General features: G+C 45.3%; 21 protein-coding genes and 1 pseudogene. 12 read left to right on the top strand and 10 right to left on the bottom strand.

The annotated features are described in order from the left end of the window. The first annotated feature begins 76 nt into the window (after nucleotides 1-76). The 3 genes from KNO73_RS09855 (at nucleotide 77) to ahpF (ending at nucleotide 3,307) form a co-directional block, all read left to right on the top strand. Nucleotides 77-874, top strand: a complete 798-nt coding sequence (locus KNO73_RS09855) for an SRA domain-containing endonuclease (protein WP_215112433.1) — start codon at nucleotides 77-79, stop codon at nucleotides 872-874. Nucleotides 875-1,208: 334 nt separating this feature from the next. Beyond that, nucleotides 1,209-1,772 carry an alkyl hydroperoxide reductase subunit C gene (gene ahpC / locus KNO73_RS09850; protein ID WP_015880295.1) on the top strand — a complete coding sequence of 188 codons (564 nt, stop codon included), beginning with the start codon at nucleotides 1,209-1,211 and terminating at the stop codon, nucleotides 1,770-1,772. A gap of 11 nt (nucleotides 1,773-1,783) precedes the next feature. Next, on the top strand, nucleotides 1,784-3,307 hold the full coding sequence (gene ahpF, locus KNO73_RS09845) for an alkyl hydroperoxide reductase subunit F (protein ID WP_215112432.1): 1,524 nt from the start codon (nucleotides 1,784-1,786) through the stop codon (nucleotides 3,305-3,307). 38 nt (nucleotides 3,308-3,345) lie between these two features. Here the strand turns inward: ahpF and KNO73_RS09840 are convergent, their stop codons facing one another. Beyond that, nucleotides 3,346-3,747, bottom strand: a complete 402-nt coding sequence (locus tag KNO73_RS09840; protein WP_214684970.1) for a hypothetical protein — start codon at nucleotides 3,745-3,747, stop codon at nucleotides 3,346-3,348. Nucleotides 3,748-3,875: 128 nt separating this feature from the next. Here KNO73_RS09840 and KNO73_RS09835 point away from each other — a divergent pair, with 128 nt between their 5' ends. The 3 genes from KNO73_RS09835 to KNO73_RS09825 all read left to right on the top strand — a co-directional run bounded on the left by KNO73_RS09835 (nucleotide 3,876) and on the right by KNO73_RS09825 (nucleotide 6,087). Next, nucleotides 3,876-4,223, top strand: coding sequence for a PadR family transcriptional regulator (locus tag KNO73_RS09835; RefSeq protein WP_015880292.1), 348 nt, complete (start codon nucleotides 3,876-3,878; stop codon nucleotides 4,221-4,223). Continuing rightward, complete coding sequence (locus KNO73_RS09830) at nucleotides 4,210-5,172, top strand: HAAS signaling domain-containing protein (RefSeq protein ID WP_214757662.1); 963 nt, start codon at nucleotides 4,210-4,212, stop codon at nucleotides 5,170-5,172. Before KNO73_RS09835 ends, KNO73_RS09830 begins: the two co-directional genes overlap by 14 nt. Before the next feature lie 78 nt (nucleotides 5,173-5,250). Beyond that, complete coding sequence (locus tag KNO73_RS09825) at nucleotides 5,251-6,087, top strand: aldo/keto reductase (RefSeq protein WP_215112431.1); 837 nt, start codon at nucleotides 5,251-5,253, stop codon at nucleotides 6,085-6,087. A 35-nt stretch (nucleotides 6,088-6,122) separates the two neighbouring features. On the opposite strand, the gene KNO73_RS09820 is transcribed toward KNO73_RS09825, so the two are convergent. The 4 genes from KNO73_RS09820 to KNO73_RS09805 all read right to left on the bottom strand — a co-directional run bounded on the left by KNO73_RS09820 (nucleotide 6,123) and on the right by KNO73_RS09805 (nucleotide 9,207). After that, entirely contained in the window at nucleotides 6,123-6,935 is an 813-nt protein-coding gene (locus tag KNO73_RS09820; RefSeq protein WP_215112430.1) for a MetQ/NlpA family ABC transporter substrate-binding protein, read from the bottom strand. A gap of 20 nt (nucleotides 6,936-6,955) precedes the next feature. Next, the gene (locus tag KNO73_RS09815) at nucleotides 6,956-7,618 is read right to left on the bottom strand and encodes a methionine ABC transporter permease (protein ID WP_214757668.1); all 663 of its coding nucleotides are present in this window, start codon (nucleotides 7,616-7,618) and stop codon (nucleotides 6,956-6,958) included. Beyond that, entirely contained in the window at nucleotides 7,611-8,357 is a 747-nt protein-coding gene (locus KNO73_RS09810) for a methionine ABC transporter ATP-binding protein (RefSeq protein WP_214757670.1), read from the bottom strand. The genes KNO73_RS09815 and KNO73_RS09810 overlap by 8 nt, the downstream gene beginning before the upstream one ends. A 109-nt stretch (nucleotides 8,358-8,466) precedes the next feature. After that, nucleotides 8,467-9,207, bottom strand: a complete 741-nt coding sequence (locus tag KNO73_RS09805) for a hypothetical protein (RefSeq protein WP_214757672.1) — start codon at nucleotides 9,205-9,207, stop codon at nucleotides 8,467-8,469. Nucleotides 9,208-9,335: 128 nt separating this feature from the next. Here KNO73_RS09805 and KNO73_RS09800 point away from each other — a divergent pair. From KNO73_RS09800 to KNO73_RS09785, 4 genes and pseudogenes are all read left to right on the top strand, one after another. After that, nucleotides 9,336-9,548, top strand: a pseudogene (locus KNO73_RS09800) (alcohol dehydrogenase catalytic domain-containing protein); the annotation flags it as partial. A gap of 113 nt (nucleotides 9,549-9,661) precedes the next feature. Further along, nucleotides 9,662-10,087 (top strand): MarR family winged helix-turn-helix transcriptional regulator, encoded by a 426-nt coding sequence (locus tag KNO73_RS09795; RefSeq protein WP_214684958.1) that lies wholly within the window; start codon nucleotides 9,662-9,664, stop codon nucleotides 10,085-10,087. Between the two features lie 109 nt (nucleotides 10,088-10,196). Beyond that, a complete protein-coding gene (locus tag KNO73_RS09790) occupies nucleotides 10,197-10,724 on the top strand; it encodes a CarD family transcriptional regulator (RefSeq protein WP_143180210.1) in 528 nt (175 codons plus the stop codon). Between the two features lie 110 nt (nucleotides 10,725-10,834). Next, a complete protein-coding gene (locus KNO73_RS09785; RefSeq protein ID WP_215112429.1) occupies nucleotides 10,835-11,749 on the top strand; it encodes a methyl-accepting chemotaxis protein in 915 nt (304 codons plus the stop codon). A gap of 63 nt (nucleotides 11,750-11,812) precedes the next feature. Here the strand turns inward: KNO73_RS09785 and KNO73_RS09780 are convergent, their stop codons facing one another. From KNO73_RS09780 to KNO73_RS09770, 3 genes are all read right to left on the bottom strand, one after another. After that, entirely contained in the window at nucleotides 11,813-12,511 is a 699-nt protein-coding gene (locus KNO73_RS09780) for a hypothetical protein (RefSeq protein ID WP_215112428.1), read from the bottom strand. A gap of 13 nt (nucleotides 12,512-12,524) precedes the next feature. Then, complete coding sequence (locus KNO73_RS09775) at nucleotides 12,525-12,893, bottom strand: hypothetical protein (RefSeq protein ID WP_214684953.1); 369 nt, start codon at nucleotides 12,891-12,893, stop codon at nucleotides 12,525-12,527. A 234-nt stretch (nucleotides 12,894-13,127) separates the two neighbouring features. After that, nucleotides 13,128-14,627, bottom strand: coding sequence for a malate:quinone oxidoreductase (locus tag KNO73_RS09770; protein WP_214684952.1), 1,500 nt, complete (start codon nucleotides 14,625-14,627; stop codon nucleotides 13,128-13,130). Between the two features lie 218 nt (nucleotides 14,628-14,845). On the opposite strand from KNO73_RS09770, the gene KNO73_RS09765 reads away from it, so the two are divergent. After that, entirely contained in the window at nucleotides 14,846-15,259 is a 414-nt protein-coding gene (locus tag KNO73_RS09765; RefSeq protein WP_214684951.1) for a (deoxy)nucleoside triphosphate pyrophosphohydrolase, read from the top strand. 18 nt (nucleotides 15,260-15,277) lie between these two features. On the opposite strand, the gene KNO73_RS09760 is transcribed toward KNO73_RS09765, so the two are convergent. After that, the gene (locus KNO73_RS09760) at nucleotides 15,278-18,157 is read right to left on the bottom strand and encodes a DEAD/DEAH box helicase (protein WP_214684950.1); all 2,880 of its coding nucleotides are present in this window, start codon (nucleotides 18,155-18,157) and stop codon (nucleotides 15,278-15,280) included. 111 nt (nucleotides 18,158-18,268) lie between these two features. On the opposite strand from KNO73_RS09760, the gene KNO73_RS09755 reads away from it, so the two are divergent. Further along, the gene (locus KNO73_RS09755) at nucleotides 18,269-18,811 is read left to right on the top strand and encodes a histidine phosphatase family protein (protein ID WP_215112427.1); all 543 of its coding nucleotides are present in this window, start codon (nucleotides 18,269-18,271) and stop codon (nucleotides 18,809-18,811) included. Nucleotides 18,812-18,837: 26 nt separating this feature from the next. Here the strand turns inward: KNO73_RS09755 and KNO73_RS09750 are convergent, their stop codons facing one another. Continuing rightward, nucleotides 18,838-19,701 (bottom strand): DegV family protein, encoded by an 864-nt coding sequence (locus KNO73_RS09750; protein WP_214684946.1) that lies wholly within the window; start codon nucleotides 19,699-19,701, stop codon nucleotides 18,838-18,840. Nucleotides 19,702-19,718: the final 17 nt, after the last annotated feature.

Below are 19,718 nucleotides of genomic sequence, written 5' to 3'. Positions count from 1 at the left end.
CCTCTGTCTTTTTCGTTTTTAATAAAAAAGCATGCTACACTCTATTTAAAAGAAAAACCTGGAAATGAGGTGTTTTATGCTGTTCGAAAAAAACAAAGTGTATAGACGTTCCTTCATCCATGATCAATATGGCGGAAGCCGTCAACGAGGAATCAGTACACCTAACAAACATAAACTTATTTTTATTTTTGATAGTGGAATGGATCAAGAATTTGGATATAAGAATGGCTGGAGCGAAGAAGATGGTTTGTTCTACTATAGTGGCGAAGGACAAGAAGGAAATCAAACCTTCTCCTTCGGTAACAAGGCGCTTCTCCATCACATCGAAAATGGTGAGGATGTTTATCTATTTGAATCTCTCGGAAAAGGAAATTATCGTTTCGTAGACCAACTTGTTTTGATTGGCTATGATATTCAATTTGGAATCGACAAACATAAAAATCAGCGAGAAGTCATCGTTTTTGCTTTCGAACCTCTCCACGTCGTACAGGAAGAATCTCACGAATATGCAACAACTATGAGGGACAAATCAATTGTGGAACTCGAACGAATTGCCAATCGTGACCCTAAGCGTGCGACTGGATTAAGCATGTCGATTCGAAAGCGCCAAGTGAGGGAGCAGACAGCGGCTTTATATTATTATGTGCTTGCGAGAGCAAATAATCACTGCGAAGCATGCGGTCAAGCCGCACCATTTGATACTGAAGAAGGGCCTTATTTAGAACTTTACTCATTATATAAAGAATCCGATGAGGGATTGGCTCTCCCTGAACAAGTAATAGCTACTTGCCCTAACTGTCATGCTCGACTTCGGAAAAGTAAAGACCGTGCTTTGTATCGAGAAAAAATCATACAGCAAATTCTTCAACCTTAATCGCTACTTGTGATTAAGGTTGTTTTATTGATGTAATTGATAATCCTCCAATTTCCGACGAGAAAATGTATAACCCTTTCCAAAATATTATCAACTATACTCATGATTTTTATTTTTCAAAATAAGAAAATAGCGAGAAAAATACCGATCGTTATGTAATCGTTTTCTTTGCTTTTATTAAGCCAAATACAGACAATCTTTTGATACACCTTATATTTTCAAAGCATGCAAACGCCTTGACAATTTCAGCTCGTTATATGAAGTTAGTATTACATTATAATTATTCTAGTCGAGATAGAAACGCTAGAGTAAAAAAACAAGGAGGACATAACCCATGTCATTAATCGGCAAAGAAGTACTACCATTCAAAGCACAAGCATTCCAAACAGGTGAATTCCTCGAAGTTACAGAGAACGACCTCAAAGGCAAATGGAGCGTTGTCTGCTTCTACCCAGCTGACTTCACATTCGTCTGCCCAACTGAACTTGAAGACCTTCAAAACGAGTACGCTACACTTAAAAACCTCGGTGTAGAAGTATACTCTGTCTCAACAGACACACACTTCACACATAAAGCTTGGCACGAAACATCTGAGAAAATCGGAAAAATCGAGTACATCATGATCGGTGACCCATCACACGTCATCTCACGCAACTTCGATGTCTTGAACGAAGAAGACGGCCTCGCAGACCGTGGTACGTTCATCATCGACCCAGATGGTGTCATCCAAACTGTCGAGATCAACGCTGGCGGCATCGGCCGTGACGCGAGCACGCTCGTCAACAAAGTCAAAGCAGCACAATACGTACGCAACAATCCAGGCGAAGTCTGCCCAGCGAAATGGGAAGAGGGTTCTGAAACACTCCGCCCAAGCCTTGACCTCGTCGGTAAATTGTAAGGAGCGATTGCATGTTAGAAGCAGCGATTAAACAACAGCTCGACCAATATCTTCAGCTCATGGAGGGCGATGTCGTCCTCCGTGTAAGCGCTGGGGAAGACAAAGTCTCAAACGAGATGCTCGAGCTCGTCAACGAACTCGCCAGCATGTCATCACGCATCTCGGTCGAACGCGCGACGCTCGAGCGTACACCGAGCTTCAGCGTGAATCGTCCATCCGAAGAGACAGGAATCGTCTTCGCGGGGATTCCACTCGGACATGAGTTCACATCACTTGTCCTCGCCCTCCTCCAAGTGAGCGGGCGCGCGCCGAAAGTCGATGCGGATACAATCAAACAAATTCAAAATATCGAAGGCACATATCACTTCGAGTCGTACATCAGTCTCAGCTGCCACAACTGTCCTGACGTCGTGCAAGCGCTAAACGTCATGAGCGTCCTCAATCCGAACATCACGCACACGATGATCGATGGAGCCGCGTTCAAGGATGAAGTGGAAGCAAAAGAGATCATGGCTGTCCCGACGGTCTTCTTAAACGGAAAATCGTTCGGTAACGGTCGGATGTCACTCGAAGAAATCTTGGCGAAACTCGGTACAGGTCCTGACGCCTCTGCATTCTCGGACAAAGACCCGTACGACGTCCTCGTCGTCGGTGGCGGTCCAGCTGGTGCGAGTGCGGCCGTATATGCGGCTCGTAAAGGAATCCGTACCGGAATCATTGCGGAGCGCTTCGGTGGCCAAGTGATGGACACGATGGGGATTGAGAACTTCATCGGTACTGCTTATACAGAAGGTCCAAAGCTCGTCGCCAGTCTAGAAGAGCACGTCAAAGAGTACGGCATCGATGTCATGAACCTTCAACGCGCGAAGCGTCTGGAGAAAAAGGACCTCGTCGAGATCGAACTCGAGAACGGTGCTGTCTTGAAGAGTAAGAGTGTCATCCTCTCGACCGGTGCACGCTGGCGTAACGTCAACGTCCCAGGTGAGGCGGAGTTCAAAAACAAAGGGGTCGCTTACTGCCCGCACTGTGACGGTCCTCTCTTCGAAGGGAAACGTGTCGCGGTCATCGGTGGCGGTAACTCCGGTATCGAAGCAGCCATCGACCTCGCAGGAATCGTCAAGCACGTAACGGTCCTCGAGTTCGCTCCTGAACTCAAGGCTGACCAAGTGCTACAAGATCGTCTCCACAGCCTCCCGAACGTGACTGTCATCACGAACGCTCAGACGACAGAAATCACGGGTACGGACAAAGTGAACGGCATCTCGTATGTGTCTCGTGAGACGAACGAGTCACATCATGTCGAACTTGAAGGCGTCTTCGTCCAAATCGGTCTCGTCCCGAATACGGACTGGCTCGACTCGGTCGAACGCAACAACTTCGGGGAAATCGTCGTCGACCGTCATGGCGCGACGAACGTCCCAGGTGTGTTCGCGGCAGGAGACTGCACGAACAGCGCCTACAAACAAATCATCATCTCGATGGGTTCTGGTGCGACAGCCGCACTCGGCGCCTTCGACTACATGATCCGCAACTAACACAAAGACTCGCCCTCTATCATGAGAGCGAGTCTTTTTTATAGTTCAAACGTCTTCCCCGAGTCCGGGATGAATAAAATCGAGTCTCCGCTCTCCGTTTCAAACCGATAGCCCACTCGAGGAGAGAATGGATTCCATTCTCCTCCGGTCGTCGGAACGCTCTCCATGTACTCCACGTCATTGTACGTTTTGCTCAACGTCTCTTCTGCCTCAGCTAACGAGTAGCTCGGAATCGAGAGCAAAATCGCCACCCCTACACTCATCACTCCGACCGACACCGCCCACGGAGTCGATGTCGGCTTTCGAAACTGTGCCAAGACTAGCAGCATGATGATCCAGCCAATCGGTACCCCAAACGTCGCCGCATTCCCATACCATTGTGCATTGATCGTCAATAAACTGGCGATCACCACACCGCCAACCATCCACCACCACTTCATCAACATCACCTCCTCTTTATTATCCCAAAATCAGGAAATGACTCAACGTTTTTTATTCACATTGATGTATGATAACTTATAGTGTATGATATATAGTATAAAGATAAACGAATGAAGGAGGCGAAAAAATGTCTGATGTAAAAGCCTCGTTGGTGACGGAGTTGCGGCGCGGCACGTTGACGATTGCGGTGCTCAGTCAGTTGAAGACACCCCAATACGGCTATTCTCTCGTTCAAGCACTGCTAGATGCCGATATCAACATTGATCAAAGTACGCTTTACCCGCTCTTGCGTCGACTGGAAAAACAAGGACTCGTCACGAGTTCCTGGGACACGACGGAGAGTCGACCTCGCAAGTACTATGTGCTCAGCCCAGACGGAATGGATATTTTGAATGAGTTGTACGTGGAATGGATGAACATGTCGAAAACATTGACCCGTCTAATTGAAGGAGGAAACGATCATGAATCTTCGTGATGTGTATATCGATGAAGTCACCTCTCGAATCCCAGAGTCGATGCGGCAAGACGTCGCACTCGAATTGGAATCGACCATTGATGACATGACTGGAAATGACTCGTCTGAAGCGGCTTTATTTGAAGCATTGCGCCAACTCGGCGACCCTCAAATCCTCGCTGCTCGCTACGCGAACCGACCACTTTATCTCATCGGTCCTGCTCTCTTCACACAGTACGTGAACATCATTAAAATCGTCTTACCGATTGCCGTCACGGTTGTCACCATTCTCTCGATCATCGGTTATTTGACCAATCCCATCGACGACACGTCTTGGAGTCAATTCTTGATTCAAGCATTCCTTCAAACTGGTGCGGCTATCTTCAATGTCGTCGTTCAGACGCTATTCTGGATCACCCTCACGTTCTTCATCATTGAACGTGCTGTACCTGAGGGTGAAGTGCCTTTCTCTAGTTGGAAACCTGAGCAACTCAAGAAGGTAAAACCACGTTCGACCTCGATTTATTTTGGTTCGATTTTGTTTGACTTTATCGCCACCGTTCTGATGGTCGTATTGTATGTCAACGCCGAGCAGTTGATTCGTGTTGTCACAGATAGTGAATCCTATCCGCTACTCAATGCGTCGGTCTTGGATCAATTCTTCCCGTTTGTCATCGCCCTGGCCGCCTTTGGGATCGCCATCGCCATTTACAAATGGATGGTTCGACATTGGACAAAGCCGCTCGCCTTATGGAACGCGCTCTTCAATATCGTATGGATTGTCGTCACAGCGCTCATTATGCTGCAACCCGATCTAATTTCGACCGAAGCGCTCCCGTTGATTGCTGAGCAAATCAACGCCGACCTTGAAACAATCAGTCGTTGGGGCGTCTGGAGTGTCTTACTCACCATCATCATCGTGTGTATTCTCGATTTAGCAGAAGGTTTGATCAAAGCGTTTCGACGTTGACCTCACATTCAAACGTTTCATTTCCAAGGAAAGTGGAATAGCGGAGAAGAGAACGGATTTTGAATGGGGAGGCATTTGATGGGTATTCCAACAATCAAGCTATATGACGGTTATGAGATTCCGGCCATCGGACTCGGGACGGTTTATTTGAAAGGTGAAGCAGGGGTCGACGCCATCACATGCGCCATCCGGAACGGATATCGACTCATCGATTCGGCGATTCGCTACGATAATGAAGGCACGGTTGGTGAAGCGGTTCGCCAATCCGGCATCCCGCGTGAACAACTTTTCTTAACATCGAAACTGCGCGCGCAATATTATGACTACGATCAGGCGCTCGAGATGATTCGAGAGTCCCTATATCGAGCGAACCTCGACTATTGGGATTTGTTCCTCTTGCATTGGCCAAACCCGAAACAAGACAAGTACGTCGAGGCATGGCGTGCCTTGATTCAAGCGAAGAAAAACGGATGGATCCGCTCTATTGGGGTATCGAACTTCATGCCGGAGCACCTAGACCGCTTGATTGAAGAAACGGGAGAAACACCGGTCATTAACCAAATCGAGTTACACCCGTACTTCTCGCAAGTCGAACAGCGGCAAGCTGATAAAGAACGCGGCATCATCACAGAAGCGTGGAGCCCACTCAGTCGCGCCCGCACGGTCATCCATGACGAGAAGATCACCGAGCTCGCCAAACAAAAAGGAAAGAGCGTGTCTCAAGTCATCTTGCGTTGGCACGTGCAGCTTGGTGTCATTCCGCTCGCCCGCTCGTCTAGCGAGTTGCACCAAAAAGAGAATCTCGACGTCTTCAACTTCGAATTGACCGAGGAAGAGATAGAGACGCTCAATGCGTTGACGAAACCGGATGGTCGCATCGATGACCAAGACCCGCGAGAATACGAAGAGTACTAAAAAAGATTGAGCCTAGATGGCTCAATCTTTTTTGTTTAAAACGCCGGAATGGCCGTTTCATCATAGTTCTCTTGCAAGAACGCACGGACTTCGTCACTTGTGAGCGCTTCGCCGAGTTTTTGGATCGCTTCGTCATCCTTGTTGTCTTCACGTGCGACAAGCGTGATGGCGAAATCATTCTCGACGCCTTCTGTTAAGAGTGCGTCACTCTTCGGTGTCAAACCGAGCGGTGCAGCGTAAGCCGGTGTCATCAAGACCGCATCGACATCATCGTACGCGCGCGCGAGCATCAATAAGTCGACTTCTTCAAATTTGAAGTTTTTCGGGTTCGATGTGATATCGGCCTGTGTATAGTACGTGCCTTCTTTCTCTCCGAGCTCGATCACATCATGTTGTGCGAGCAGGGAGAGCGAACGGTCGATGTTCGATACGTCGTTGGCGATGGCGATTGTCGCGCCTTCCGGAATGTCTTCCATCTTGTCATAGTTTTTTGCGTATACACCATAGTTTGCGAAATAAATCGGTTCGATTGGAACGAGATTCGCATCGTTGCTGCGGTTGAACTCTTCCATGTACGGAACGTGTTGGAAGAAGTTCGCATCAACTTCTTTTGCAGCAAGTGCCGAGTTCGGCTGGACGTTGTCTCCGAGGACGACGATTTCGAGTTCGATGTTCTCTTCTGCGAGCTGTTCTTTCGCAATTTCAAGCATATCTGTCATAGGTGGGATGAGTGACGCGACTTTCAATGTCTGTGATTCGTTCGCTTGTTCCGTTTGTGTTTCTGTATCGTTCCCACATGCTGCGAGGACGAGTGTGAGTGAGGCAAGAAGAGCCATCAATTTTTTCATATTCATTTCCTACTTTCTATTTAGCGTTTGTCGATGATGCGTGCCACGGTCGTGCCCGTGAATTGAATCAACTGTACGAAGACGAGCATGATGAGAATCATATAGAGCATGAGTTCTGTCTGAAATTGTTGATATCCATAACGGATGGCAAAGTCACCGATGCCACCACCCCCGACGACTCCCATAATCGTCGAGTATGAGATAAAACTGATGATGGATGTAGTCAATCCGAGGACAAGACCGGACCGGGCTTCCACATATAGAAATTTAAAGATGATATCTTTAACCGTTGCGCCCATCGAGAGTGCCGCTTCGATGACCCCGCGTGGGACATCAATCAACGACTGTTCGACGAGGCGCGCATAATGTGCAATGGCAATGATGGAGAGCGGCACTGTCGCTGCTGCTGTTCCGATGGCCGTCCCGATAATAAGCCGTGTAAATGGAATCAAAAACACGACGAGTAACAAGAACGGGAAAGACCGGACGATGTTAACGACCAGATTGAGGACGGAGAAGACGATTTGATTCTCTAACAATTGTCCTTTACGCGAAAGGTAAAGCCACGTGCCTAATGGCAATCCGACTAGAATAGCGGCGAGAATCGATACCCCGACCATAATGAACGTCTCGGCAATGGACTGCCAAATCTCTGATTGATAGCGGACCAAGATTTCAGACATTCGCTTCACCTTCCTCTCGCAACTGTTCGACGAACCAACTTGGATTCTGATCGATGGCGACCACCCCTGTCGGCCCCCTCTCAATCGTCTCATGAACGGATCCGTCTGCCATGACGGTGACGCGATGACAGATTTGACGGATGACATCCATCTCATGCGTGACGAGAACGACGGTGACACCGAGTTGTTCATTGACCGACTCGAGGACACGCAGCACTTCTGCCGTCGTATTCGGGTCGAGAGAAGAGGTCGGTTCATCGCAGAGGAGTACGCTCGGTTCGCTCGCGAGTGCCCTTGCGATCGCGACACGTTGCTTCTGTCCCCCACTCAACTGGGAAGGATATTTATCGCGATACGCTTCGAGTCCAACGAACCGGAGACATTCCATCACGCGTGTCTCCCATGATGATTTCGGCCGTTTGGCAAGCTTCAGTGAATCGAGGACGTTATCAAAGACGTTCTTATTCGCAACAAGATTAAATTGTTGAAAAATCATACCGATTCGATGTCGCTTCTTGCGTAGTTCCCGGTTAGAGAGTTCGGTCAACTGGTCGCCATCGACCGTGACGCTCCCAGCATCCGGTTTCTCCAACAAATTCATCAATCGAAGAAGCGTCGACTTCCCGGCACCGCTCGCGCCGATGATGCCGTAAATCTCCCCTTTTCGAATATGAAGCGATACATCGCGGACGGCCATCTCTTGTCCATAACGCTTATGGACGGACGACAATGTGATCATGGCGGACATCCTTTCTACATCTCGTGAGTGAGTCAACCGTTTATCATTTTATCGAAGTAAAGAGTCGATGTCAGTTCATGTGCTCACATGAAAAGAACCCCCCTGCGGTTCAGAGTGGATGTCTTTTGAAATGTTCAGCAATGTGTCGTTTCATGGCGTCTCGATTTTCGGCGAAGATGCGATGGCGATGACCGTTCCCACCAGACGGATGTGGAAATCCACTCACTACGCGATCTTGATCCAAGAGCCCTCGCTCAACCAATAACTCCACGGCTCGCCTCACGTTCACACCCATCGGTAAGATGAGCGCATCTTGAAGATGGGCCATCTCTTCTGCAAAGACTCCTTCTACGTATGGTCGAAACAGCTCCGTTCGAATCATATCCGGGCTCGATCCGTTATAGTTCTTGCCTTTATAGAAAACAGGATAAGGAAGAACCGCTGTATTTTGAACGAGATGGTTCGCTGATCCAAACAAATCGAGGGAGGATTCGATCCCTAGATGATGATGTAACTCCAAATCGTCCAGCATCGTCACTAAGTTCTTTCGAATCGGACCGGAAAAACTGCCACGCTGTTTGACGGCTCGAAGCGCCTCTTCGTCTGTCACATCCTTCATGTCACGAATCGCCTCAAACGACTGACGCATCTGATACAAGCCTGGCGTGATTCCCGCGATGACGACTTTCGCATCCGGATTGATGTATTCGAACGGTGCGTAATAGATCTCAAGTTGTTTCTTTTCATCACGGTCTAACAAAAAGTCTTCATTTTTCAACGTCTCTTCTTCTAAATTTGATAGCTGCAAAATCTTTGATTTATATGCGTGAAATAACGCTGTTCGTGTCATATAAATAACACTCCTTTCGTCTACTTTCTCTATCTCTATTCCCCTAAATCTTTGTGTGAGAAAAGTTCATCTTTCAGACAAATGCTATTCAAAAATAAAACACTTTTATTCCGTTCTTTCCATTATAAACAGGCGAAGCGCTCGTCGATGTCGAGTATTGTGGCGTGTGTCACACAGACCTTCACGTCGCCGCGGGTGACTTCGGTGATGTCCAAGGACGTGTGCTCGGTCATGAAGGGATTGGGATCATATCTCAAATCGCAGACGATGTTACGAGTTTGAAAGTTGGAGATCGCGTCAGTATCGCTATGGTCATCGACTTCAAAAATAAACACTGCTAATCAAAACGGGGCCATGTGCCCCGTTTTGTTCTAGATTGACGTTGACGGGGTATAGTTGCTTTTGTATAGTTAGGAACGTCTAAAAGCCGGAAATGAAAGAGGAGTGACTTGATTTGACTCCATCAACGTCAACCCGTCTACTTGATTTGTTGTCAGAGCGCAATGATCAAGTTCGACGTATGAGTGAACAATCTTGGAATGAACAAAGTGATATCCAACTCTCGAACTCGGAATGGTATATTCTCGCGACACTTTATCAGTCGAAAAGAACGATTGCCGAGGTTACGCGCAGTGTCCATATTTCTCGACAAGCGATTCATAAACTGATCAAGAACCTCGAAAGTAAAGCGCTCGTTCTCGTGACAGACCATCCACAAAATCGAAAAGACAAATGTATCGAGTTGACCTCGCTCGGTCACACTTGTTATGAGCAAAACGAGACGCTCAAAGCACAACTTGAGCAACGGATCCAAGAAAGCATCGGCCAAGAGGCGTTTGAACAACTGAAAACCATTCTACGCTTGGATTGGAAACTATGACCGTGTCAGCTTGATGGTGACACGGTTTTTCATATGCATACATGACCCAAAACGTCAACCGAGTTGACATTTCATCTTCTGAATGACTATGCTTATAGGTAAGGAAGAGGTGATCGACTTGTTTAAAACTGGAGACTTAATCATCTACTCGACCCATGGCGTATGTCGCATCGACGACATTTCGGACAAAACGGTCGCAGGAGAGACGAAATCGTACTATACGCTTCACCCCATCAACAACTCACAAAAGTTGCAAATCAGCATTCCTGTCGATAATGACAACGTGATGATGTTGACGTTACTGGAAGCAGACGAGGCATCAGAGATTTTAGAGTCGTTCCGCTCGCCTGGCGTGGAATGGAATCCGCATTCCAACAACCGCAATCGTGAATTTTTGAATGTCGTGCATTCAGGAAACCGTCACGAGATTGCCCAAGTGGTCAATACATTGAGCCGTCGACAAATCGAGGCGCTTCAAGCGAACAAAAAGCTATACGAACAAGATCGTAAAATTTTAGAGAATGCCAAAACGATTTTGGTGAAAGAGCTCTCCCTTGCCCTCGAGCGTTCAGAGAGCGACATCGAGCGCACGATTGGCGAGTACTTACATGAAAGCATGGCGACACTCACACCTTGACCCTTCCATTTGGAAGTGGTCTTTTTATTTTGCTACAATCATATACTTATTTTGACAGTTATCGGGTATCCTAATACAAACAAATCAACTGATATAGGGAGGATGTTAGGATGCAACTGCACTCTAGTACGACCCATGTCACCGACTCGCACGTTGTTCGGGCAATCGAAAACAATCTGGCTATCATTCGCTTTGATGAACATCGTCGCGTCGCCTACGTCAACGAGATTTTTGCCAAAACGATGGGCTACGAAGTCAAGGAACTGATGGGACGCCCCCATCGTGATCTTTGCTTGCCCGAGTTTGCGAACAGTCCCCAATACGACCTGTTTTGGCGTAAACTCATGCAAGGGTTGAGTTATCACGACAAGATTGAACGACGTGCCGCTGATGGTCATAGTGTCTGGCTAGAGGCGACCTACATGCCGATCTTCGATGATGCCCACCAGAACGTCATCGGCGTTTCAAAGATTGCAGCCGATATCACGTCACGGCAACAAGACGTACTCCACATGGCGAATAATCTTCAAGAGACGTCTGAATACTTATCTGCCCAGTCCCAAATCGGGAAACAAGACGGAGAACACGTACTCGAAAACGTCAAACTGATTGAACAAGAGTCGACTCAAAACCTAGAGCATTTACATGCTCTCCAACAAGAGGCGAAAACGATCACGGATATTGTCCGAACGATTCGCGAAATCGCTGCGCAAACCAACCTTCTCGCACTCAATGCCGCAATCGAGGTGGCACGCGCAGGTGAACATGGACGCGGCTTCAATGTCGTCGCGACAGAGGTGCGCAATCTTTCAAACAAAGTCTCGCTCTCTATCACCGAAGTAAATAACAACATCGAGGGCATCGTCAAACGCATCGATGACGTGTCGACAAGCATCGGACGCATCTCCCATAAAGTCAAAGATAGCTCCGGACAACTCGAACAGACGGTCCGTGAGTTTGAAAAACTGGCGGATTCGGCCGCCACACTCGAACAGCAGGCCAAGACCTTCTTACGGATGGTCTAAATGTGCTAAAACCGTTCAGTACAAGCAAAGACGATGTGTCTTGCTTCGGGTGAACGGTTTTTGTCATCTCTCGTTAAATTGGGTTAATACATCCTCTCTTAACTGTTGAAACGCATTTCCCTTCCATCCATAGTACTTCAAGTGCTTCGTGCAAAACACGACGCCTGTCGCACCACTAGGATAGTTGAGTGGAATAGGACCCAAGTCAATCCAGTCTCTGAGCCGATAAGACCGATTGTAAACCGATGATTGTATCATCTCGTTGGCGATTAACCATTTCATCAAATCACGTGTCGCATCCAGACTATGCACGATGACGACAGCTGGAGTATGTTCACGCATTAATTTGTGAAACCATTCTTGACCGCTTTGTTTAATAGAAGGATGAATTGCTTTTAGTTTTTTTGCTGTTGGCGTCGCATACGCATTGATATTCGTCTCTAACACTTCAATCGCTTCATTCGACTGCGTTTCTAACTGATTAACCAGTTGATTCAATCCAATCCTTGTCTTTGAAAAAGGTCGCTTCCCCTTTTCTATGTTCTTCTGCTGAATGAATGTTAGAAACGATTCCCGGTCCATTATTAAATCAATGTATCGATCGACATCATGATCCACATCTGTTTTCAAAATCGAAGAGGCCGGATTAATGCCTACAATGAAAACATTGGGGTTCGACGTTTTGCATTTACTGACAAACGGTCGTAAGTATTCATTCGTAGTGCCCCTCTCAACAAACTCTTTCAATCCGATTCGATTCATGAGACACCGCTCCCTATTCATCTTCAATTTGGAGTGACTCTGCCGACGCCGTATTCGTAATTTTGTGATAGTGCTCAAATTCGTCTGTCACTTCCTCTAGATATTCAGGACCGACGAATAACACGTTTGTTCCCTTCTCGACTAGTACGAGAGGGTATCCTTGAAATGTGACCGCATCAATCACATCCTGTACGTTCGACAGAATCAATGTGTCCTGTGTAGGATGAAACAATCTCACTTCGTGGAGGTCGAGCCATTGCAACACACGTTTGAGTTCCCATTCTCCATCTAACGCTATGGAGACGAGGATATAGTGATCGTTCTGACGCATCAGCACAGCAAAACAATCAGCGAGTTGAATCGACTCTGTCTTCAATTCCATGGCATACTCCTCATAGTTCGGAATGACACAATACTCAAAGTGATCATCGTATGTTCGCAGATGACGTAAATAACGCGCATATTTTTTCTGCTCCCAGTGACTCAATTTAATCGGCTTGATGAGCCATCACCTCTTTTCCATATTCCTATTTCTGTAAATACCCACTTTTTTGGTTCCCTCCCACAGAATTCAAAGAAAAGACGAGCATACGATTGTATACTCGTCTTGAATCTATTAATTGTGAACCATGTCCTTTTCCTCTAAACCGAGCGTGACCGCCGTCGATTCGTGAATCGTCTTGAATAAATCCGGATGTTCCGACAGCTTCAAGCCATACGACGGGACCATCTCTTTGATTTTCGGTTCCCACTCCGGTAAGTATTGCGGGAAGCACTGCTCGAGCACTTTCAACATGACGTGCACGGCCGTCGATGCGCCTGGAGAAGCACCGAGAAGTGCCGCGACCGACCCATCTTCGGCACTGACGACTTCCGTTCCGAATTGAAGTGTTCCTTTTCCTTGCGGTGTATCTTTGATGACCTGCACACGTTGCCCCGCCACGACGATTTCCCAATCTTCATTCTTGGCATTCGGGATGAATTCACGGAGTTCATCCATCCGTTTGTCGTGAGACAAGAGTACCTGCTCGATCAAGTATTTCGTAAGTGGCATCTCTTTCGCCCCTGCGGCAAGCATCGTGATGACGTTGTTCGGCTTGACCGAACGAATCAAATCCAAGTTCGATCCTGTTTTTAAGAATTTCGGTGTGAAGCCGGCGAACGGTCCAAACAGCAACTCTTTGCGTCCATCGATAAAACGAGTGTCGAGATGCGGGACCGACATCGGTGGTGCCCCGACCTTCGCTTTACCATACACTTTGGCGTGATGTTGCTCGATGACCTCGCGATTTTTACAAACGAGGAAGAGACCGCTGACTGGGAATCCTCCGATTTGTTTCGATTCCGGAATCCCTGTCTTTTGTAAGAGCGGCAAACTGCCACCACCGCCTCCGATAAAGAGAAACGGTGCCGTATGCGTCTCAATCGTGTTCTGAGACATGTCTTTTATTTTCACTTCCCAATGACCGTTCTCGAGGCGCTTCACGTCCTCGACGCTATGGCCATAGTTGACTTCGACCCCGTTCGATGTGAGATGGTCAAACAACATACGTGTCAATGCGCCAAAGTTCACGTCTGTCCCTGAGTCGATTTTCGTCGCAGCAATCGGTTCATCCGGTGTCCGTCCGTCCATGATGAGCGGGATCCATTCCTGTAATTGACTCGGATCGTCCGATAAGACCATCCCTTCAAACAACGGATTCGTTGTGAGCGCTTCCAAACGGCGTTTCAAGAAATCGACGTTCTTCTCCCCTTGGACCATGCTCATATGTGGGATTGAACGAATAAAGGCTCCTGGATTCTCAATCAGTCCTTGCTTGACGAGGTGCGCCCAAAACTGGCGCGAGATTTGGAACTGCTCGTTGACGTTGACCGCTTTGGAGATGTCAATCGTCCCGTCTGCGTTCTCTGTTGTATAGTTTAATTCGCAAAGTGCGGCATGTCCCGTACCTGCGTTATTCCATTCGTTTGAACTTTCTTCCCCTGCTGCATCGAGCTTTTCGAACACTTTGATGTTCCACTCCGGTACGAGCTCTTTAAAGAGTGAACCGAGCGTTGCGCTCATAATCCCTGCCCCAATCAAAATGACGTCTGTTCTCGTTTGCGTACTGCTCATGAAAACCCCATCCTTATCCCCTGAATTTTTTGTCATACGATTGAAGAATCCCCATTCCTCAATCGTATATTTTATAATCGTTATACCGATTATAACTCTTTTGTGATGAATGATAAGGGGTTTAGTGCGAAAAAATTCTTTAAGTGAAGTTTGAATTTATAATGAAAAGACGAATGTTATGATGGATGTAATCAAATCTCAAAAATGAGGGAGTATCAATGAAAAAAACAGTAAAAGTGGTAGCAGCAGTTATTGAAAATGAAAAAAAGGAAATTCTTTGTGCACTTCGTTCAACAACAATGCTAATTCCAAATATGTGGGAATTTCCCGGAGGAAAAGTCGAGGATGGTGAGAATCTACAAGAAGCACTCGAGCGTGAAATATACGAAGAACTACAATGCGAAATTACTGCGCATGAAATCATTAACGAACACGTTCATGAATATGAGTCTTTTATTATTCAATTGATTTCACTACGTGCTGAATTAAAATCAGGAAATCCCGTAGCAACAGAACATGATGCATTAATCTGGCTAAAGCGTGAAAATTTACATTCTCTTGTATGGGCACCAGCCGACATACCTGCAGTAAATGATGTGATTAATCAAATAACTAAAGCCGAGAACGTATAAGGTACGCCTCGGCTTTTTTTAATGTGTTTTCTCATGCAAGTAATCATATATCTGTTGATCGACACTCTCTTTTAGCATTAAATTCATCGTGACTACAGGAAGTTCTTGACCATTTTTATTTAGCATTGTTGTGTTTTGTATAGATTGTTGATCGGGTTTCACTTCACCTAAATAATAAAAATCTCCGCCTTCATCGTCATCTTTTTTCACAAATAGATGGATATCAATGTTTTCTTTCTCTGAATCAATAATTTTACGTACTTCTTCAGATTTTGTGGTTCTTCGACTTCGAGTATACCAATGAAATACCTCTGGACTAATAAAGGAATCACCATAATTAACACTAGCTTCAACGTCTTCACTTTTATGATACGTTACAAATATAGGACATGTATGATGCTTAACTTTATAACCATACATTGTAGATTGCTCTTCTTTTTCCCAATTTAATAATCGACATACATCTTTTCTCGTATACTTTTCCAATCTCGTTAACGGTTTTGTTTGATTATATCGTTTACTTCTTAGGATTGATGCTTCTAGTAAGTCGTTTAATAACTTAGCAAACCACTCATTTTGTAACATAGTTTGTATATGTGAAGATAATCGATACGTGTCACGATCAAATTCAATATACGGCTTATTACTATATTTCTTTCGGTCTGCATCGTTAAAGAAATTTAAAGATAATACATTCTCTACTGATTTGAGCGTTGCATCATCTACTCGAACATGATGATCATGTAAGTAGTTAATAAAATTGAATTTACTTATAGAGAGATCAGATACCAAAAGTTTTAACAAATAAATCTCATGTATTCTTTTACCTGATAAAAGTTCTTGGGTTGCCATAAGTAAAATTTGCTCTTCTTCTTTCGAAAGAGGGGGCACTTCACTTTCAACAACTCTTAAAAAAGCACCATAATGTCCATTTTTAGTTGCTATAACAACCGGATCCATTGAGTGATTATCTATAAAGTCAGTCAACATAGGTTGTCTACCTAATCGATTTTTCAAGTTCTGATATGCTTCTTTTAAAGTTTTTAAATCGGTTAATCTTGCTTGGTTGATTGATTCATAAATTCGTTCTTTAGCAACCGCTTCAAAATTAATAGTTGATGTACCAGAGATATAGCTCCGATCGATTACTTTACGACGAATAGAATCTTTATTTTGAGAACGATCACCTGAGAGAGCAATTGGAATTAAATAATTATTTTTATAGTTTGCTATAAAATCAATAACGGTTACATATCGTTTAGATTTATGCTTTCGTAAGCCCCTTCCTAATTGTTGAATAAAGATAATACTCGATTCAGTTTGTCGAAGCATTACAACTTGATTAATGCTTGGTATATCGATCCCTTCGTTAAATATGTCCACAGTGAGAATATAGTCGAGTAATCCCTGTTCTAGATTATTTACCTCTTGCTTTCGTTTTGCTTGAGCATCATTCCCGGTTAAAGCACATGTTTTAAAGCCTCGAGCATTTAATTGCTCAGACAAATATATTGCTTCTTTTTTAGAACTGCAGAACATTAGTCCTCGCAACTTTTCACCTGAATAGCCGTAGTATTTAATCTTTTCAATAATCCGCTCAACTCTTTCAGTTGATACAAGTTTTTGGAACACTTCAATTTCTTTTTGCTCCCCATCAATTTCAAGATCAGTTACCCCGAAATAATGGAATGGACATAGCATATTTTCTTCAAGTGCTTCTTGTAAACGAATTTCATATGCAATGTTGTAATCGAATAGTCTGAACAAATCATATCCATCTGATCGTTCAGGAGTAGCGGTCATTCCAAGTAAGAACTTCGGAGTGAAATATTCTAACAGTTTTTGATATGTATTGGCTCCGGCCCGATGACTTTCATCAATCAACATGTAATCAAAAGTTTCTTGTGCAAATTGATATAAAGTTTCATCCTTTGAGATGGTTTGAATCGTTGCAAACACATATTTAGAGTCAATTACTCGACTTGTTCCTGACAATATACCGTAATCTTCAATGTTCCCACCAATCACTTTATGAAAATCATTTATGGCTTTTTTCAAAATTTGTTCACGATGGACTACAAATAACATTCGCTTCGGTTCATATCGACGAACATCAAATGCAGCTAAGTATGTTTTCCCAGTCCCCGTAGCTGATACAACAAGTGCGCGTTGATGACCTTGCTGTCGGACTGCGTCAATACCGTCTAAAGCAGAACGCTGCATGTCATTCGGCTTAATTTCAAGCTCCCGCTTGACTTGATTAAAATCGTGCATACTTGGAAACTCAGCAACTCGATCTCTAACCATTGGACGATATACATTTTCATAGGCTTTAATCCATTCTAAGGTTAGAGGAATCGATTCATTCCACATTGTTTCGAATCGATTGAAAAAGTGTTGAACAATTTCACCGTTTTCATGAGATGTTAGTTTAATATTCCATTCGTAGTTTGTTTTTAATGCTCCTGCAGTTAAGTTTGAACTACCAACAATTAATGAAAAGTAGCCTTCATGTTGAAAAATATATCCTTTTGAATGAAATGCATTCACATCTGCAATTTTTACGTCAACATTCGAAATTTTCAAAAGTTCTTTGAACATTTTTGGCTGATTAAACAGTTGATATGTAGAAGTGATAATCTCGCCTCGAATACCTTTTTGATTTAAGTCATATAATGTTGATTTAAGTGTTGCCAGTCCTGATTCTGTAATGAACGCAACAGCAAATCGAAACTTCTTACAAATTTTCAATTCATCGAGTAACGCGGTCAATACATCCTGTCTTTTAACTCGTTCGTTTACTAAAAGTTCTGGTTTAAACGGACTAGAATGATAATGATCTTTATCTATAAACCCAGTATAAAGAGAGTTTTCTAATTGTCTTTTCAAATGATCCATTTGTTCCTCCTACTTATCATTAAGTAAATTGAAATATATTCTATGATATGAAATAGTTTTACATATATTTCATTATTGGCTTTTCACTAAAAATGATCAAGGAGAATCCATATGCCCACACTCTATTTGGTTCGCCACTGCTCAGCCGCGGGCCAAGAACCTGACTCACCGCTCACAGAAGACGGTCACGCCCAGTCTTTATGGCTTCGCGATTTCTTTTCTGAACTCACAATCGACCGGATCATCTCAAGCGATTATACCCGTGCAGTCGCTTCGGTCACGCCACTCGCCGATGCTCATCACCTCTCGATTGAACGTGAACCGTTACTGAGAGAACGCATCCTATCTCACGAACCGCTCGAAGACTGGCTGACCCCATTACGTCAGTCGTTCAGCGACCCGACGTTCAAGTTGCCTGGTGCCGAATCGGCTGAGGAGGCGACGCAGCGCATCCTACAAGTCGTCGAGCACGCCAAAGCTCCGTATGCTTCAACCCTATTAGTGACACACGGCAATCTGCTCGCACTCTTATTGCAACATCTCGACCCGCAATATGACTTTGAGACATGGCGTAAGATGCGTAACCCAGATGTCTATCGTCTCGATTATCACGACAGCACACCGGTCATCGGGCATATTTGGCCAAACAAATAAGCCGTCTCGCGATGAGACGGCTTTTGTCACTTCTCTACGAAAAACATCGAGATGGCACCAAGCCCGACATGTGTCCCGACCGAGACCCCCATCTGCATGAGGTAAATCTCGCCGGCAAAATCGGTTTCGGTTTCGAGCTTCGCTTTTAAGTTCTCCGCAATCCGTTGGTCCGATGTGTACCCGATGATCACGAAATTCGTGATGTCCGGGTTGACGCGTTTCACGAACTCGTCCGTATAATGCTTCAGCACTTTACGGGTGCCTCGTTCCTTGGCAACAATGGCACCTTTCCCGTTCTTCATACTCATGATGGGTTTTACCATGAGTAGTTTTCCGATAATGGCACTCGCGTTTGAGAGCCGTCCGCTCTTGATCAAATGGTCGAGGTCATCTACGGATAAGAAGTGTTTTACTTTTGTCTTGTACGTCTCATTGAAATCAACGAGCTCTTCGAACGTCGAACCGGCTTCACGCATCTGTGCGCTCTTCAGCAACAGCCAGCCGCTACCGTGACTCATCGAACGAGAGTCGACGACATAGATTTTGACAGGTGAGTCAGGATGCGCTTCTTCAAAGTACTCTTTTCCGATGACCGCCGATTGATACGAGCCGCTCGTGCCGCTCGACATACAGATACATAAAATCTCCTCATGGCCGGCAGCAACCGCATCTTCCATCAATTTCAAGAACGTCGCCGGGCTCGGCATCGCCGTCGTCGGGAATTCCGGGAGCGCTTCCAACATTCCGTAAAAATCATCCGGCTGGATATCCACCCGGTCCTGGTAAGACATATTGTTCATGGTGATGATCAACGGCGCGACCCCGATGTTGTACCGTTCAAGCACTTCATCCGATAAGTCACACGTTGAATCTGCTAATAATTTAATCATGCATTCCTCCAAAACTT

The organism is Exiguobacterium sp. s83 (assembly GCF_018617095.1).
Taxonomy (GTDB): domain Bacteria; phylum Bacillota; class Bacilli; order Exiguobacteriales; family Exiguobacteriaceae; genus Exiguobacterium; species Exiguobacterium profundum.
This window is presented reverse-complemented; position numbering and strand designations above follow the sequence as displayed.

Bases quoted from the DNA above. Each gene is read 5' to 3' on its own strand.
- KNO73_RS09835 (WP_015880292.1), top strand. From the start codon at position 3,876: ATGTCTGATGTAAAAGCCTCGTTGGTGACGGAGTTGCGGCGCGGCACG.
- KNO73_RS09810 (WP_214757670.1), bottom strand. From the start codon at position 8,357: ATGATCACATTGTCGTCCGTCCATAAGCGTTATGGACAAGAGATGGCC.
- KNO73_RS09765 (WP_214684951.1), top strand. From the start codon at position 14,846: ATGAAAAAAACAGTAAAAGTGGTAGCAGCAGTTATTGAAAATGAAAAA.
- KNO73_RS09825 (WP_215112431.1), top strand. From the start codon at position 5,251: ATGGGTATTCCAACAATCAAGCTATATGACGGTTATGAGATTCCGGCC.
- KNO73_RS09830 (WP_214757662.1), top strand. From the start codon at position 4,210: ATGAATCTTCGTGATGTGTATATCGATGAAGTCACCTCTCGAATCCCA.
- KNO73_RS09760 (WP_214684950.1), bottom strand. From the start codon at position 18,157: ATGGATCATTTGAAAAGACAATTAGAAAACTCTCTTTATACTGGGTTT.
- KNO73_RS09780 (WP_215112428.1), bottom strand. From the start codon at position 12,511: ATGAATCGAATCGGATTGAAAGAGTTTGTTGAGAGGGGCACTACGAAT.
- KNO73_RS09750 (WP_214684946.1), bottom strand. From the start codon at position 19,701: ATGATTAAATTATTAGCAGATTCAACGTGTGACTTATCGGATGAAGTG.
- KNO73_RS09775 (WP_214684953.1), bottom strand. From the start codon at position 12,893: ATGGAATTGAAGACAGAGTCGATTCAACTCGCTGATTGTTTTGCTGTG.
- KNO73_RS09805 (WP_214757672.1), bottom strand. From the start codon at position 9,207: ATGACACGAACAGCGTTATTTCACGCATATAAATCAAAGATTTTGCAG.
- KNO73_RS09770 (WP_214684952.1), bottom strand. From the start codon at position 14,627: ATGAGCAGTACGCAAACGAGAACAGACGTCATTTTGATTGGGGCAGGG.
- KNO73_RS09820 (WP_215112430.1), bottom strand. From the start codon at position 6,935: ATGAAAAAATTGATGGCTCTTCTTGCCTCACTCACACTCGTCCTCGCA.
- ahpF (WP_215112432.1), top strand. From the start codon at position 1,784: ATGTTAGAAGCAGCGATTAAACAACAGCTCGACCAATATCTTCAGCTC.
- KNO73_RS09755 (WP_215112427.1), top strand. From the start codon at position 18,269: ATGCCCACACTCTATTTGGTTCGCCACTGCTCAGCCGCGGGCCAAGAA.
- KNO73_RS09840 (WP_214684970.1), bottom strand. From the start codon at position 3,747: ATGAAGTGGTGGTGGATGGTTGGCGGTGTGGTGATCGCCAGTTTATTG.
- KNO73_RS09815 (WP_214757668.1), bottom strand. From the start codon at position 7,618: ATGTCTGAAATCTTGGTCCGCTATCAATCAGAGATTTGGCAGTCCATT.
- KNO73_RS09785 (WP_215112429.1), top strand. From the start codon at position 10,835: ATGCAACTGCACTCTAGTACGACCCATGTCACCGACTCGCACGTTGTT.
- KNO73_RS09855 (WP_215112433.1), top strand. From the start codon at position 77: ATGCTGTTCGAAAAAAACAAAGTGTATAGACGTTCCTTCATCCATGAT.
- ahpC (WP_015880295.1), top strand. From the start codon at position 1,209: ATGTCATTAATCGGCAAAGAAGTACTACCATTCAAAGCACAAGCATTC.